This is a genomic window from Streptomyces sp. NPDC087270, from assembly GCF_044744625.1.
In the GTDB taxonomy this organism is placed as follows: Bacteria; Actinomycetota; Actinomycetes; order Streptomycetales; family Streptomycetaceae; genus Actinacidiphila.
In genome coordinates this window covers 387,934-400,455 of the sequence record NZ_JBIUYR010000001.1, presented here as the reverse complement: position 1 = coordinate 400,455, position 12,522 = coordinate 387,934, and the positions used below count along the sequence as shown (strand labels likewise).

At 72.6% G+C, this 12,522-nt stretch carries 13 protein-coding genes and 1 pseudogene; 9 read left to right on the top strand and 5 right to left on the bottom strand.

The window, feature by feature from the left end:
• Positions 1–29 precede the first annotated feature (29 nt).
• On the bottom strand, positions 30–548 hold the full coding sequence (locus ACIPAE_RS01750; RefSeq protein WP_402442222.1) for an SseB family protein: 519 nt from the start codon (positions 546–548) through the stop codon (positions 30–32).
• Between the two features lie 139 nt (positions 549–687).
• Here ACIPAE_RS01750 and ACIPAE_RS01745 point away from each other — a divergent pair, with 139 nt between their 5' ends.
• Together ACIPAE_RS01745 and ACIPAE_RS01740 are read left to right on the top strand one after the other, a co-directional pair.
• The gene (locus tag ACIPAE_RS01745) at positions 688–2,514 is read left to right on the top strand and encodes an acyl-CoA dehydrogenase (RefSeq protein ID WP_366413031.1); all 1,827 of its coding nucleotides are present in this window, start codon (positions 688–690) and stop codon (positions 2,512–2,514) included.
• Between the two features lie 142 nt (positions 2,515–2,656).
• Positions 2,657–3,961: a M18 family aminopeptidase gene (locus ACIPAE_RS01740; protein WP_366413032.1), complete on the top strand. Its 1,305-nt coding sequence runs from the start codon at positions 2,657–2,659 to the stop codon at positions 3,959–3,961.
• Between the two features lie 39 nt (positions 3,962–4,000).
• Here the strand turns inward: ACIPAE_RS01740 and ACIPAE_RS01735 are convergent.
• Together ACIPAE_RS01735 and ACIPAE_RS01730 are read right to left on the bottom strand one after the other, a co-directional pair.
• Positions 4,001–4,165, bottom strand: a pseudogene (locus tag ACIPAE_RS01735) (LD-carboxypeptidase); the annotation flags it as partial.
• 39 nt (positions 4,166–4,204) lie between these two features.
• Positions 4,205–4,582 carry an LD-carboxypeptidase gene (locus ACIPAE_RS01730; protein ID WP_402442647.1) on the bottom strand — a complete coding sequence of 126 codons (378 nt, stop codon included), beginning with the start codon at positions 4,580–4,582 and terminating at the stop codon, positions 4,205–4,207.
• Between the two features lie 91 nt (positions 4,583–4,673).
• Between ACIPAE_RS01730 and ACIPAE_RS01725 the strand changes: the two genes are divergently transcribed.
• Together ACIPAE_RS01725 and ACIPAE_RS01720 are read left to right on the top strand one after the other, a co-directional pair.
• Complete coding sequence (locus ACIPAE_RS01725; RefSeq protein WP_402442220.1) at positions 4,674–4,865, top strand: hypothetical protein; 192 nt, start codon at positions 4,674–4,676, stop codon at positions 4,863–4,865.
• 100 nt (positions 4,866–4,965) lie between these two features.
• On the top strand, positions 4,966–5,205 hold the full coding sequence (locus ACIPAE_RS01720) for a DUF6458 family protein (protein WP_329366869.1): 240 nt from the start codon (positions 4,966–4,968) through the stop codon (positions 5,203–5,205).
• On the opposite strand, the gene ACIPAE_RS01715 is transcribed toward ACIPAE_RS01720, so the two are convergent.
• A complete protein-coding gene (locus ACIPAE_RS01715) occupies positions 5,199–7,043 on the bottom strand; it encodes an NHL domain-containing thioredoxin family protein (protein ID WP_402442218.1) in 1,845 nt (614 codons plus the stop codon). The genes ACIPAE_RS01720 and ACIPAE_RS01715 overlap by 7 nt on opposite strands.
• A 65-nt stretch (positions 7,044–7,108) precedes the next feature.
• Here ACIPAE_RS01715 and ACIPAE_RS01710 point away from each other — a divergent pair, with 65 nt between their 5' ends.
• On the top strand, positions 7,109–7,603 hold the full coding sequence (locus ACIPAE_RS01710; RefSeq protein WP_329366872.1) for an LURP-one-related family protein: 495 nt from the start codon (positions 7,109–7,111) through the stop codon (positions 7,601–7,603).
• Between the two features lie 174 nt (positions 7,604–7,777).
• Here ACIPAE_RS01710 and ACIPAE_RS01705 read toward each other — a convergent pair whose 3' ends face one another.
• Positions 7,778–8,554, bottom strand: coding sequence for a carbon-nitrogen family hydrolase (locus ACIPAE_RS01705; protein ID WP_402442216.1), 777 nt, complete (start codon positions 8,552–8,554; stop codon positions 7,778–7,780).
• A 135-nt stretch (positions 8,555–8,689) separates the two neighbouring features.
• On the opposite strand from ACIPAE_RS01705, the gene ACIPAE_RS01700 reads away from it, so the two are divergent.
• The 4 genes from ACIPAE_RS01700 to ACIPAE_RS01685 all read left to right on the top strand — a co-directional run bounded on the left by ACIPAE_RS01700 (position 8,690) and on the right by ACIPAE_RS01685 (position 12,473).
• Positions 8,690–9,517, top strand: a complete 828-nt coding sequence (locus tag ACIPAE_RS01700; RefSeq protein WP_328466774.1) for a maleylpyruvate isomerase family mycothiol-dependent enzyme — start codon at positions 8,690–8,692, stop codon at positions 9,515–9,517.
• 444 nt (positions 9,518–9,961) lie between these two features.
• The gene (locus ACIPAE_RS01695) at positions 9,962–11,692 is read left to right on the top strand and encodes an ATP-binding protein (RefSeq protein ID WP_402442214.1); all 1,731 of its coding nucleotides are present in this window, start codon (positions 9,962–9,964) and stop codon (positions 11,690–11,692) included.
• Positions 11,692–12,123: a roadblock/LC7 domain-containing protein gene (locus tag ACIPAE_RS01690; RefSeq protein ID WP_328466770.1), complete on the top strand. Its 432-nt coding sequence runs from the start codon at positions 11,692–11,694 to the stop codon at positions 12,121–12,123. The genes ACIPAE_RS01695 and ACIPAE_RS01690 overlap by 1 nt, the downstream gene beginning before the upstream one ends.
• On the top strand, positions 12,123–12,473 hold the full coding sequence (locus ACIPAE_RS01685; RefSeq protein WP_402442645.1) for a DUF742 domain-containing protein: 351 nt from the start codon (positions 12,123–12,125) through the stop codon (positions 12,471–12,473). Before ACIPAE_RS01690 ends, ACIPAE_RS01685 begins: the two co-directional genes overlap by 1 nt.
• Positions 12,474–12,522 lie beyond the last annotated feature (49 nt).

Sequence of the window (12,522 nt, the reverse complement as noted above, 5' to 3'; positions counted from 1 at the left end):
GTTGACGAGCCAGCGGACCCGTTGACGAGCTAGCCGTACATCCGGCGCATCGTGAAGTCGACCATCTGCTCGACCGCCTTCGCGTCGAACACCATCCGGTGCTGCCCGTCGATGTCGAGCACGAAGCCGTAGCCGGTGGGGAGCAGGTCCAGCACCTCGGCCCCGGTGATCACGAAGTACTTCGACTCCTTGCCCGCGTACCGCCGCAGCTCCTTGAGCGAGGTGAACATCGGGATGACCGGCTGCTGGGTGTCGTGCAGGGCCAGGAACCCGGGGTTCTCGCCGCGCGGGCAGTACACCTTGGACGTGGCGAAGATCGCCTGGAAGTCCTCGGCCATCATCGCGCCCGTGGTGAACGCCCGGACCGCGTCGGCCAGCGACGGCGGCGACGGCTCCGGGTACGCGGGAGAGGGGTCCTGGTAGCCGGGGCCGCCCATCGGACCGCCGCCCATCGGGGAGCCCATGGGCGCACCCATCGGCGGACCCATCGGGCCTGCGCCCATCGGACCGCCGGGCCCGCCGTTCCCGCTCTGCTCGTAGCCGTACACGGGCCCAAGGGTATCGACCCGGGCGGGCGGGCAACGAGGAAGGCGTCACATCCGGCCGGAAGGGGTTGCGCCTTATTACCGACCGGTAGCATCATTTCGGGTGAAGCCTTCTTCTTGACTGCGATACGGAGCCTCCGTCATGGGCCACTACAAGTCGAACCTCCGCGACATCGAGTTCAACCTCTTCGAGGTCCTGGGCCGCGACCAGGTCTACGGCACCGGTCCGTTCGCCGAGATGGACGTGGACACCGCGAAGGACGTCCTGAGCGAGATCGCCCGCCTCGCGGAGCGCCAGCTCGCCGACTCGTTCGCCGACGCCGACCGCAACCCGCCGGTGTTCGACCCCGAGACCAGCACCGCGCCGCTGCCCGAGTCGTTCAAGAAGAGCTACGCGGCCTTCATGGACGCCGAGTACTGGCGGCTCGGCCTGCCCGAGGAGATCGGCGGCACCACCGCGCCCCGCTCCCTGATCTGGGCCTTCGCGGAGATGGTGCTGGGCGCCAACCCGGCCGTGTGGATGTACGGCTCCGGTCCCGCCTTCGCCCGCATCCTCTTCGAGGAGGGCACCGAGGAGCAGAAGAAGATCGCGGCCGTCTCGGTCGAGAAGCAGTGGGGCACCACGATGGTCCTCACCGAGCCCGACGCGGGCTCCGACGTCGGCGCCGGCCGCACCAAGGCGGTCCGGCAGGAGGACGGCAGCTGGCACATCGAGGGCGTCAAGCGCTTCATCACCTCGGGCGAGCACGACCTGACCGACAACATCATCCACTACGTGCTGGCCCGCCCCGAGGGCGCGGGACCCGGCACCAAGGGCCTGTCGCTGTTCATGGTCCCGAAGTTCGAGTTCGACTTCACCACCGGCGAGTTGGGCGAGCGCAACGGCGTGTACGCCACCAACGTCGAGCACAAGATGGGCCTGAAGGCGTCCAACACCTGCGAGCTGACCTTCGGCGACCGGCACCCCGCCAAGGGCTGGCTGATCGGCGACCGGCACGACGGCATCCGCCAGATGTTCCGGATCATCGAGTTCGCCCGCATGATGGTCGGCACCAAGGCGATCGCCACCCTCTCCACCGGCTACCTCAACGCGCTGGAGTACGCCAAGGAGCGGGTCCAGGGCCCGGACCTGGCCCAGTTCACCGACAAGGCCGCGCCCAAGGTCACCATCACCCACCACCCCGACGTACGCCGCTCGCTGATGACGCAGAAGGCGTACGCGGAGGGCATGCGCTCCCTCGTCCTCTACACGGCGACCGTCCAGGACAGCATCGAGGCCGCCGAGGCCCGCGGCGAGGACACCAAGCAGCTCCACGGGCTCAACGACCTGCTGCTGCCGATCGTCAAGGGCTACGGCTCCGAGCGGTCCTACGAGCAGCTCGCCCAGTCACTTCAGACCTTCGGCGGCTCCGGGTACCTCCAGGAGTACCCGATCGAGCAGTACATCCGGGACGCCAAGATCGACACCCTCTACGAGGGCACCACCGCGATCCAGGGCCAGGACTTCTTCTTCCGGAAGATCGTCCGCGACCAGGGGCAGGCGCTGACCGCGCTCAGCGAGGAGATCAAGAAGTTCCTCGCCGAGGCACCGGGCGGGCAGGACCTGGCCCCGGCCCGCGACCAGCTCGCGAAGTCCGCGGCCGACCTGGAGTCGATCGTCGGCACCATGCTCACCGACCTCGCGGCCACCGAGCAGGATGTGCGCTCCATCTACAAGGTGGGGCTGAACTCCACCCGGCTGCTGCTCGCCTCCGGCGACGTCGTCACCGGCTACCTGCTGCTGCGCGGCGCCGCGGTGGCCGCGGAGAAGCTGCCGGCGGCGACCGGCAAGGACCAGGCGTTCTACGCGGGCAAGGTCGCGGCGGCGAAGTTCTTCGCGGCCACCGTCCTGCCGGAGGTCGGCACGGCACGGGCACTGGCCGAGGCCGTCACGCTCGACGTCATGGACCTGCCCGAAGAGGCGTTCTGACCGAGGCACGACGGTGTGCCGCCGCCCTTCCGGGGCGGCGGCACACCGTCGTGTGCGGCCGGACCGCCGTCGGGTGCCGCCGCCTGACCACCGGGCGAACGGCCGGGTGGGGCTGGAACCGAGCCGAAACTAAGCTGCTGCCATGACCTCTCAGCACCCTGCGTTCGACCGCGGGCACACCGACGACCTGGCCGCGTTCGTACGATCCGCGCCCTCTCCGTACCACGCCGCGGCCTCCGTGGCCGAGCGGCTGGACGCGGCCGGATTCCGCCGGGTCGAGGAGGCCGAGCGGTGGGAGGACGGCACCGGCGGCGGGGCCGGCGGGCGGTACGTGGTGCGCGGCGGCGCCGTCGTCGCCTGGTACGTGCCCGAGGGCGCCGCACCGCACACCCCGTTCCGCGTGGTCGGCGCGCACACCGACTCCCCCAACCTGCGGGTCAAGCCGCAGCCCGACCTCGGCTCGCACGGCTGGCGCCAGGTCGCCGTCGAGATCTACGGCGGCCCGCTGCTCAACAGCTGGCTCGACCGCGACCTCGGCATCGCCGGGCGGCTGTCGCTGCGCGACGGCTCCACCCGCCTGGTGAACGTCGACCGGCCGCTGCTGCGGGTGGCCCAGCTCGCCGTGCACCTCGACCGCTCGGCGAACGACGCGCTCACCCTGGACCGGCAGCGCCACCTCCAGCCCCTGTGGGGCCTGGGCGACGCGACCGAGGGCGACCTGATCGCCTTCCTCGCCGAGGAGGCGGGCGTCGCCGAGGCCGACGTCACCGGGTGGGACCTCATGACGCACGACGTCCAGCCGCCGGCGTATCTCGGGCGCGACCGCGAACTGTTCGCGTCCCCCCGGCTGGACAACCTGCTCTCCGTGCACGCGGGCGTGGCCGCGCTCATCGCGGCGGCCGCGCGGCCCGACCTCGCGTTCGTGCCCGTGCTGGCCGCGTTCGACCACGAGGAGACCGGCAGCCAGTCCGACACCGGGGCCGGCGGGCCCCTGCTCGGGCGGGTCTTCGAGCGGTCCGTGCTGGCGCGGGGCGGTGACCAGGAGGACGTGCTGCGCGCGCTGGCCTCGACGGTCTGCGCGTCCTCCGATGTCGGGCACGCCGTGCACCCCAACTACGCGGAGCGGCACGACCCGAGCCATCACCCGCGGGCGAACGGGGGGCCGATCCTCAAGACGAACGTCAACCAGCGGTACGCCACCGACGGGGTGGGCCGGGCGGTGTTCGCTGCCGCGTGCGAGCGGGCCGGGGTGCCGTTGCAGCACTTCGTCTCCAACAACACGATTCCCTGCGGGACGACGATCGGGCCGATCACCGCGGCGCGCCACGGCATCACCACCGTGGACATCGGGGTGCCGCTGCTTTCCATGCACTCCGCCCGCGAGCTCGCCGGCGCGGACGACCCGCACCACCTGGCGAACGCCCTCACCGCGTTCCTGGCGAGCTGACCCGCCCGGCTGCCCCGTCCTGCCGGTGGCCGGTACCTCCTAGTACGTCACCGTGATACGGCGGGCGGGGCCGTCGACGCGGACCTGGCCGCCGTAGGGGATGACCTGCTGCGGGTCGGTGTGGCCGAGGTCGACGTCGAAGACGATCATCGTGTCCGGGGCGTACCGCTCGAACGCACGCAGGACGGCGGCGCGTTGCCTGGCACGGTGGTCGACGCGTCGGGCGGGTCCGTCCCGGCTGCCTCACCCTGACGGTTCCCGGACCTGACGGCCGGTGGTGGGCTGGTCGCGCAGTTCCCCGCGCCCCTGATGGTGGACGTCTTCCGCACGATTCAGCCGGCACCCGTGGCTCGGAAGCCTGCGCACGACCAAGGCGAGCGGCCACAACAGGGCGCGTGGGAGTACCTCCCAGGCGAAGTTCCGGGGGAGAGCCGCGCGAGCAACCGGCCACCGGGCCGCACCCGGAAACAGACCGGACCCGTCGCGGCGCCAAACCCCACCGATGCTGCTGATCGCCGCCTTGATGTCGGGGTCGGCGAATGCCGCGTGCAGGTCCGCGGCCCGCTCCTCCGGCGTCGCATACCGCCATGATCGCCGATCCGCGCATCCTGTCGAGCGAATGGGATGTTCCTGTCACCGCGCTGTGAAACTCTCCCGGCAGGATGTCCGTTCGAACACCGCAGCCGAAGACACCCCCGGGGGATACCGCGCCATGCCGAGCCGCACGCACAGAAGCAGCGACAGCACCAGCCGTACCAACAGCCTTGCCAGCAGCCGTAGTCGGAGCGTCGTGGTCGCCGCCGTGGTCGTCGCGGTGTGCGGGGTCGGGCTGACCGCCTGTCACAGCACGTCGGGGAGCAGCCACAGCCACCACTCGCACAGCCACAGCCGCAGCCACCACTGAGGAACCGCACCGCCGAGGAACCGCGCTGATTGCGGGTCGGGGGTCCGGGTAGGCGACAGCCGTCACCACACGCCGTCAACTCGACAGGGAGGCGGGCATCGTGGGCATCGGAGGCTGCATAGTCCTCATCGCCGTAGGCGCGATCATCACGTTCGCGACCGACTGGCACATGAAGGGCGTCAACGTCGACCTGGTCGGCCTGATCATGATGGCCGTGGGCATCATCGGACTCGCCGCGTACGTCAGCATCTTCAAGCGTCGGCGCATCCCGCCCACGGCGGACGGCGACGTGCCGCCCGTCGTGGAGGAGCGCTACTACCCGTCGGACCGCCGCTACTGAGCCTGTTCGGCGGGGCCCTCGTCCATGCCCGCCAGGACGAGGGCCAGCCGGGCGTCGCCGCCCGGCACCAGCCGCACCGGGACACCCCAGTCCTGCTGGTGCACATGGCAGGCGGGATACGGATTGGCCGTGTCGTCGTCGCACGACGCCGCCATCGCCGAGACGTGCAGGACGCCCTCGGTCACGGCCGGGTCCAGTTCCAGCTCCCGGAAGAGGTCGGTGCCCTTGCCGGTGCCCGCCTTCAGCAGTTCCGGCGGGGTCGCCTCGACCAGCAGCCGGGTGGCCGGACCGTAGCGGTCGTCCAGCTTCTGGCCGGGCGGCGCGCTGAACACCACGTCCAGCCGCAGCGGGCCCGGCGCCACGTCGGTCGCCGCCCGCTGCGTGCGGTGGGCGGCGCCCTGCACGCGGGCCGCCTCCTCGGGCAGCCGCATCCGGGTCAGCCGGTGCCCGGCGGACTCCACCACCACCACGTCGCCGTCGACCACGGCCGCGTCCGACGGCTCGCGCAGATCGCCCGCGAGCGTGGTCACCTCGCCGCTCACCGGGTCGTACCGGCGCAGCGCGTTGTTGTACGTGTCACTCACCGCGACGGAGCCGTCCGGGAGCGCGGTGACGCCCAGCGGGTGCTGGAGCAGCGCCTGCCCGGCCGGGCCGTCACGGTGCCCGAAGTCGAAGAGCCCGGTGCCGACCGCCGTACGGATCACGTACCCGTCGCCGTCGGCCGCCTGCTCGGCCCAGCGCAGCGCGGACGTCTCGGCGTCGGCGATCCACAGCCGGCCGTCGGCCGCCGACAGCCCGGACGGCTGGGCGAACCAGGCGTCGCCGGCGTGCCCGTCGACCAGGCCCTCGTTGGTGGTGCCCGCCGCGACCTCGACCCGCTCGGTGGCGGGGTCGTACGTCCACAGCTGGTGCACGCCGGCCATCGCGATCCACACCCGGTCGTCGAACCAGGCCACGTCCCACGGCGAGGACAGGTCCACCTCCAGGGCCGGCCCGGAGGTGGGGGAGCCCTGCCACCACTGCCGGCCGGTGCCCGCGACCGTGGTGACCTCGCCGGTGTCCAGGTCGAGCCGGCGCAGCGCGTGGTTCACGGTGTCGGCGACGATGACGGTGCGGTCGGGCAGCAGGGCGAGGCCCTGCGGCTCGCTGAACATGGCGGCCTGCGGGCCGCCGTCGGCCAGTCCGCGCTCGCCGGTGCCGATCCGGCGCACCACGGTCTCGCCGTCGGCCGCCAGCTCCACCAGCGCGTGCCGGGTGGAGTCCGACACCAGGTAGTGGCCGCTGCCCGGCAGCGACAGCACCTTCGCGGGGAAGCGCAGGTTCGTCGAGACCGGCTCCGGCGGTACGTACAGGTCGTCGCCCCGGCGCAGGGTGCCCTTGGCGGCGTGCTCCTGCTCCAGCCGGTTCACCAGCTTCTCCAGCGCGTGCGCGTGCCCCTCCCCGGCGTGCTGCGCGACCACGTAGCCCTCCGGGTCGATCACCACCAGCGTCGGCCACGCCCGCACCGCGTACTGCCGCCACGTGGCGAGCTCCGGGTCGTCCAGCACCGGGTGGTGCACGCCGTACCGCTCCACCGCGTCGACCACGGCCTGGTGCTCCGCCTCGTGCACGAACTTCGGCGAGTGCACGCCCACGATCACCACGGTGTCGCGGTGCCGCTCCTCCAGCTCGCGCAGCTCGTCCAGGACGTGCAGGCAGTTCACGCAGCAGAACGTCCAGAAGTCCAGGATCACGATCGATCCACGCAGGTCAGCGAGGGTGGGTTGGCGATCACCTGTGTTCAGCCAGCCGCCCTTGCCGACCAGCTCGGGCGCTCGAACGCGTGCGCGTGCAGTCATATCCCCATCAAACCGCATCACGGCACCGAACACATTCCGGTCCCCGGCCGGGGTACACATGCCCCATGAAATACGTGGTGCGAGAGAAGATGTTCGCGATCGGCGACGACTACTGGGTGGAGGACGAGCACGGGCGGCGCGCCTTCTACGTGGACGGCAAGGTGCTGCGGATCAGGGACACCCTGGAGATCCAGGACGCCGACGGCAACGAGGTGGCGGTCATCCACCAGAAGCTGCTCAGCCTGCGTGACGCCATGACCATCGAGCGCGGCGGGCAGACCCTGGTCACCGTCAAGAAGAAGCGGCTCGCCCTGGTGCGCGAGGTCTTCCGCGCGGAACTCGCCTCCGGCGAGGAGCTGGAGATCCGCGGCGACCTCATCGACAAGGAGTACGACATCGAGTACGACGGGGAGCGGCTCGCCCGCATCTCCCGCCGCTGGTTCACCCTGCGGGACGCCTACGCCATCGACGTCGAACGCGAGGACGCCGACGCGGGCATGCTCCTCGCGATCGCGGTGTGCGTGGACCACATCATCGCCAAGGAGCACGACTCCCACTGAGCCGCTTTCCGCGGCGGAGGCACGGATGTACGGCTCTCCGCCGTACGGCTCTCCGCCGCGACGGTTCCGGTGCACTGCCGGGTGCGGTCCGGCGGCCGGTCGCGCGACCGGCCGGCGCGGACCGCGAGGTCCCGGCGTCCACAGGACGGGGCAGCCGGGCGGGTCAGGGCACCGTCACAGGCGGCGGTCCCGGAGGACGGGGAAATCCGCCCGGGTGGAGGCGACGAGGGCGGGGTCGAGGTCCACGGAGAGGGCCTGTTCGCCGGGGCCGGCCTCGCAGAGGATCTCGCCCCAGGGGTCGACGACCATGCTGTGCCCGGCCTGCTCGACCCCCGCGTGGGTCCCCGCGGTCCCGCACGCGAGGACGTACGCCTGGCACTCCACCGCGCGGGCCTGCACCAGGACCCGCCAGTGGGCGAGGCGGCGGGCGGGCCAGCCGGCGGGGAGGACGACGATCTCCGACCCGGCGTCGACCAGCAGCCGGAAGAGTTCGGGAAAGCGGAGGTCGTAACAGGTCGCGAGGCCGAGCACGGCCTCGGGGTGCCGCACGGTGACGACGGACTCACCCGGAGCCATCAGCGCGGCCTCTCCCCGGTCGAAGCCGAACCGGTGGATCTTGCGGTAGGCGCCGCGCAGCTCCCCGTCGGGTGCGAAGACCAGCGAGGTGTTGTAGAGCGGCCCCTCGGGGTCGCGCTCGACGACGGAGCCCGCGTGCAGCCACACCCCGGCGTCGCGCGCGGCCGCGGCCATCGCCTCGACGGTGGGCCCGCTCTCGACCGGTTCCGCCTCCGCCGGGAACAGGTCCGAGGCGAACGCGCCGACCGGCCACAATTCGGGCAGTACGACAAGATCCGCCCCGGCCTGCGCCCGCACCAGCGCCGCCACCCGGGCCCGCCGCGCGGCGGGCTGCTCGGCGGGGTCCACGTCGATCTGGAGAAGCGTTGCGCGCATCCGGACACCGCCCCTACGTTGGGTCGTCATAGTCGGGCCTACCATCGTCACTCGAAAGCACTGCGTGGGCGCCCGCGCGAAGACTAACTTAGGCGCCAAACCGCCACGACCGCGCACCGACCGTCGAGGGGTCCCGTGACCGTCCACAGCAAGATCCAGCCGTATATCGACGCCTGGACCCACTCCATAGAGTCCATCAACGAGCTGGTCTCGCCACTCGCCGAGGGTGAGTGGAACCGCCCCACCGAGTGCCCGTACTGGTCCGTTCGCGACGTGGTCTCGCACGTCATCGGCTTCGAGTGCGAACTGCTCGGCGACCCGCGGCCGATACACAGCCTGCCCAGCGACCTGCGGCACATCACCAGCGAGACCGCCCGCTACACCGAGGTCCCGGTCGACATCCGCCGCCACCACACCGCGCCCGAGATGACCTCCGAACTGGAGTACACCATCATCCGGCGCTCCCGCCAGCTGCGGAACGAGTCGCGGCAGCCCGACGCCGACGTGCGCGCGATCGGCGGCGGCGAGACCACCCTCGAAGAGCAGCTCTGGTCGCGGGTGTTCGACGTGTGGGTGCACGAACAGGACCTGCGCCGGGCCCTGGACAAGCCCGGCAACCTCGCGTCGGCCGCCGCGGTGCTGTCCCGCGAGTTCGTCCTGCGCGCGCTGCCGAAGGTGGTCGCGCACGACGCGGGCGCCAAGCCCGGCTCCGCGGTGGTCTTCGACGTGCACGGCCCGCTGGAGTTCATGCGCACCGTCCGGGTCAACGCCGAGGGGCGCGGCAGCATCGACTCCGCGGTCTCGCTCGGCCCGGCGGTCACCTTCGTGGTCGACTGGGAGACGTTCCTGCGGCTGCTCACCGGCCGGGTGAAGGCGACCGCGGTGTCCGAGGACCGGCTGAAGGTCGAGGGCGACCCGGAGTTGGCCCAGCAGATCCTGGCGCAGCTCGCGGTCACGCCGTAGCGGCGGCGGCCGGTCGCATCACGGGGCCGGTCGCATCAGGGTGCCGGTCACATCAAGGTGCCGGCCGATCCGGTTCCGGCTGTACGGGGCCCGGCCGCCGCACAATGCACCGCAGGGCCGGGCGAGTTGCCCAACTGCCCCTGGAACAGGGCGAATCGGTGGCCGAAAGTGAATTCTTGCACGGGCGGTGATGATCCAGTAACGGTACGGCGACCAATCCCTCGCGTTTCGGGCGTTGAAGGCGAGTTGGGCGAGTAGGGTGAGGCGAACTCATCCTGTTGCCGCCCGTAACGTCAGCGTGACCCGGCACGGCGGTCGGCTTCCGGCCCGGCCATGGGGTATCGATTGATGTCAACTCAAGGCTCCCCGTTACCTTTTCAGCCGCCGCGAGACTCCGGCGGCGGGTTCCGTGCCGTCGTCCGCGCCGCGCCGCTCCCGCTCGCCGTGGTGGTCGCCGGCGCCGCGGCCGGCGGCTGGGCGGTGCGCCGCGCGAGCCACCAGGACCGCCCGCTGGTGGCCGTGACCGGTGCGCTGGCCGCCCTGCTGCTCGGCACGGTGGTCGCGCTGGCCGCCTCCCGCCGCCGCACGGTGCGCCGACTCCGCGCCGAGGCAGCGGAGTTACGGGACGACACCGCCCGTACGGTCGCGCTGCACGCGGAAGCCACCCGGCAGGCCGCCGCCGAACTCGACGCGGCCCGGCGGACGGTGCGGGAGACGGAGGCGCGGCGGCGCGCCTGGGCCGAGACCGAGGCAGCGCTGCGGGCCGCGCTGCACACCGAGACCGCGCGGGCCGCCGCCCTGGAGGACGAGGCCGCGCGGATGGCCGAGGTGACGATCCCGCTCGCCGTCGAGCGGATGCGCGAGGGCGGCTCCACCAGCACCGTGCTGGCCCAACTGCCGCGCCCGGTCGGTGAGGTGCACCAGCGGCTGCTGGAACTGACGGTCCGCGAGCTGGGCACGAGCGAGCGCGCCAAGGCCGCCGGGATGGCCGCCTGCGCCAGCGCCGCCGCCCGCGTGCAGGCCCTCACCACCACCATGCTCGCCGACCTGCGCGAGATGGAGCAGCGGCACGACGAGAGCGTCCTGGACGACCTGCTGCGGCTGGACCACTGCGCCGCGCAGACCGGTCGGCTCGCCGACAGCGTCGCGGTGCTCAGCGGCTCGCGCTCCGGCCGCCGTTGGACCCGGCCGATCGCGATGGAGAGCGTGCTGCGCGGCGCGATGGGCCGTATCCACGCCTACCGCCGGGTGCGGCTGCACACCACGGCCGGCGCGGCCGTCGCCGGGCACGCCGCCGAGGGCGTCATGCACGTGCTGGCCGAACTCATGGACAACGCCTGCAATTTCTCGCCGCCGTCCGAGGAAGTCCACGTCTACGTCCAGGAGTCGCACTCGGGCGTCGTCGTCACCGTGGAGGACGCCGGGCTCGCGATGCCCGCCGGCGACCTCGCCCGGATCGAACGCCTCGTCTCCGGCGACCCGGCCGAGGCCGCGAACGACCTGCTGCCCGGCCTGTCCGGCACCCGGATCGGCCTCACCGTGGTCGGCCGGCTGGCCCGCAAGCACGGCCTGCGGATCTCCTTCCGGCCGTCCTCGCGCGGCGGCACCGGCGTGGTCGTCCTGATCCCGTCGAGGATCGTCACGCGCACGGCGGAGTCGTACGGCCCCGCGTCGTACGGCACGCCGGCGGTCGGCGGGCGGTACGACACGCAACCCGGCCCGGGGGAAGGGCAGTTGGGCCGCGGCGGTGGATACGGCGGCGCCCAGGGGTCCACGGGGGCGCCCGGGGCCGACATCGGCGCCGGGTACGACGGCTTCCCGGAACCCGGGCGGCCCGAGGAGATCGGTCACGCGGGACCGGCCGAGCGCGGCTCGGCAGGCGGCCCAGGAAGCGGTGTACGGCCCCCTACGGGCCCGGACGCGGGCGCGGGCACGGTCCGGGACCCCGGAGCGGCGCCGGGCCCTGCCTCGGCCGTACACATGCCGCTGCCGCGGCGGACCCGGGGGCGGGGCATGCCCGATACCGCGCCCGGGTACGACTCTCCCCCGTGGGCTCCGGCGCGGGAGGCGCCGCCCGGCGGCGCCGACGCGGGCGCCCGGTTCGGCGCCTTCCGGGACGCCGCGACCGGCCGGGACCGGGGAACCGCCGACAGCGAAGGGGAGGGTGGCCAGTGATGACGAACGGAACCGGTGGCGGCGGAGGCGGGGTCGCGTTACTGCTCGAACGGTTCGTGGCACTGACGCCCGGCGCCCGCCACGCGCTGCTGCTCTCCGCCGACGGGCTGAAGCTGCACTGGTCGCCCGAGCTGTCCGTGGACCGCGCCGACCAGCTCGCCGCGATCGCCTCCGGCATCCAGAGCCTGGTGCACGGCGCGTGCGTCGAGTTCGGCGACGGCAGCGGCGGCGTACGGCAGTCGATGACCGACTTCCACGGCGGCGCGCTGTTCCTCGTCGAGGCCGGCGCGGGCGCCCATCTGGCCGTGGTGGGGGAGGAGTCGGCGGACGCCCGCGCGGTCGGGCGCGGCATGAACGACATCGTCGAGGCGGTCCGCGACCAGCTCGGCACCCTGCCCGCGGCGGGCATACGCGGGAAGCTCCCGGCATGATGGGCGTGCCGGTCGACAGCGGCGCCCCGGACCGGCTCTACACCCTCACCGGTGGGCGGAGCAGCGCCGGCACCAAGGGGTTCGACCTGGCCACGGTCATCGCCGCACGCGCCGAACCGCTCCCCGGAATGCCCTCGGAACACGTCCGCATCCTGCGGCTGTGCCGCCGCCCCATCGCCGTACTCGAACTCGCCTCCCGCCTGGCCCTGCCGGTCGGCGTGGTCCGGGTGCTGCTCGCCGACCTCCTCAACGCGCAGCACATCAGCGCCCATGCGCCCACCACCGCGGCGGAGTTGCTGCCCCCTTCCGACATGCTGAGGAAGGTCCTCCGTGCGCTGCACAACCTCTGAGCCGGGAACCGCGGCAGGGCGCGGAGCCGGTCACGGGACGGGGCGCCGG

Coding starts and splice junctions, on each gene's coding strand:
- ACIPAE_RS01685 (WP_402442645.1), top strand. CDS start 12,123: ATGGGCGTGCCGGTCGACAGCGGCGCCCCGGACCGGCTCTACACCCTC.
- ACIPAE_RS01745 (WP_366413031.1), top strand. CDS start 688: ATGGGCCACTACAAGTCGAACCTCCGCGACATCGAGTTCAACCTCTTC.
- ACIPAE_RS01705 (WP_402442216.1), bottom strand. CDS start 8,554: ATGCGCGCAACGCTTCTCCAGATCGACGTGGACCCCGCCGAGCAGCCC.
- ACIPAE_RS01690 (WP_328466770.1), top strand. CDS start 11,692: ATGACGAACGGAACCGGTGGCGGCGGAGGCGGGGTCGCGTTACTGCTC.
- ACIPAE_RS01740 (WP_366413032.1), top strand. CDS start 2,657: ATGACCTCTCAGCACCCTGCGTTCGACCGCGGGCACACCGACGACCTG.
- ACIPAE_RS01715 (WP_402442218.1), bottom strand. CDS start 7,043: ATGACTGCACGCGCACGCGTTCGAGCGCCCGAGCTGGTCGGCAAGGGC.
- ACIPAE_RS01710 (WP_329366872.1), top strand. CDS start 7,109: ATGAAATACGTGGTGCGAGAGAAGATGTTCGCGATCGGCGACGACTAC.
- ACIPAE_RS01725 (WP_402442220.1), top strand. CDS start 4,674: ATGCCGAGCCGCACGCACAGAAGCAGCGACAGCACCAGCCGTACCAAC.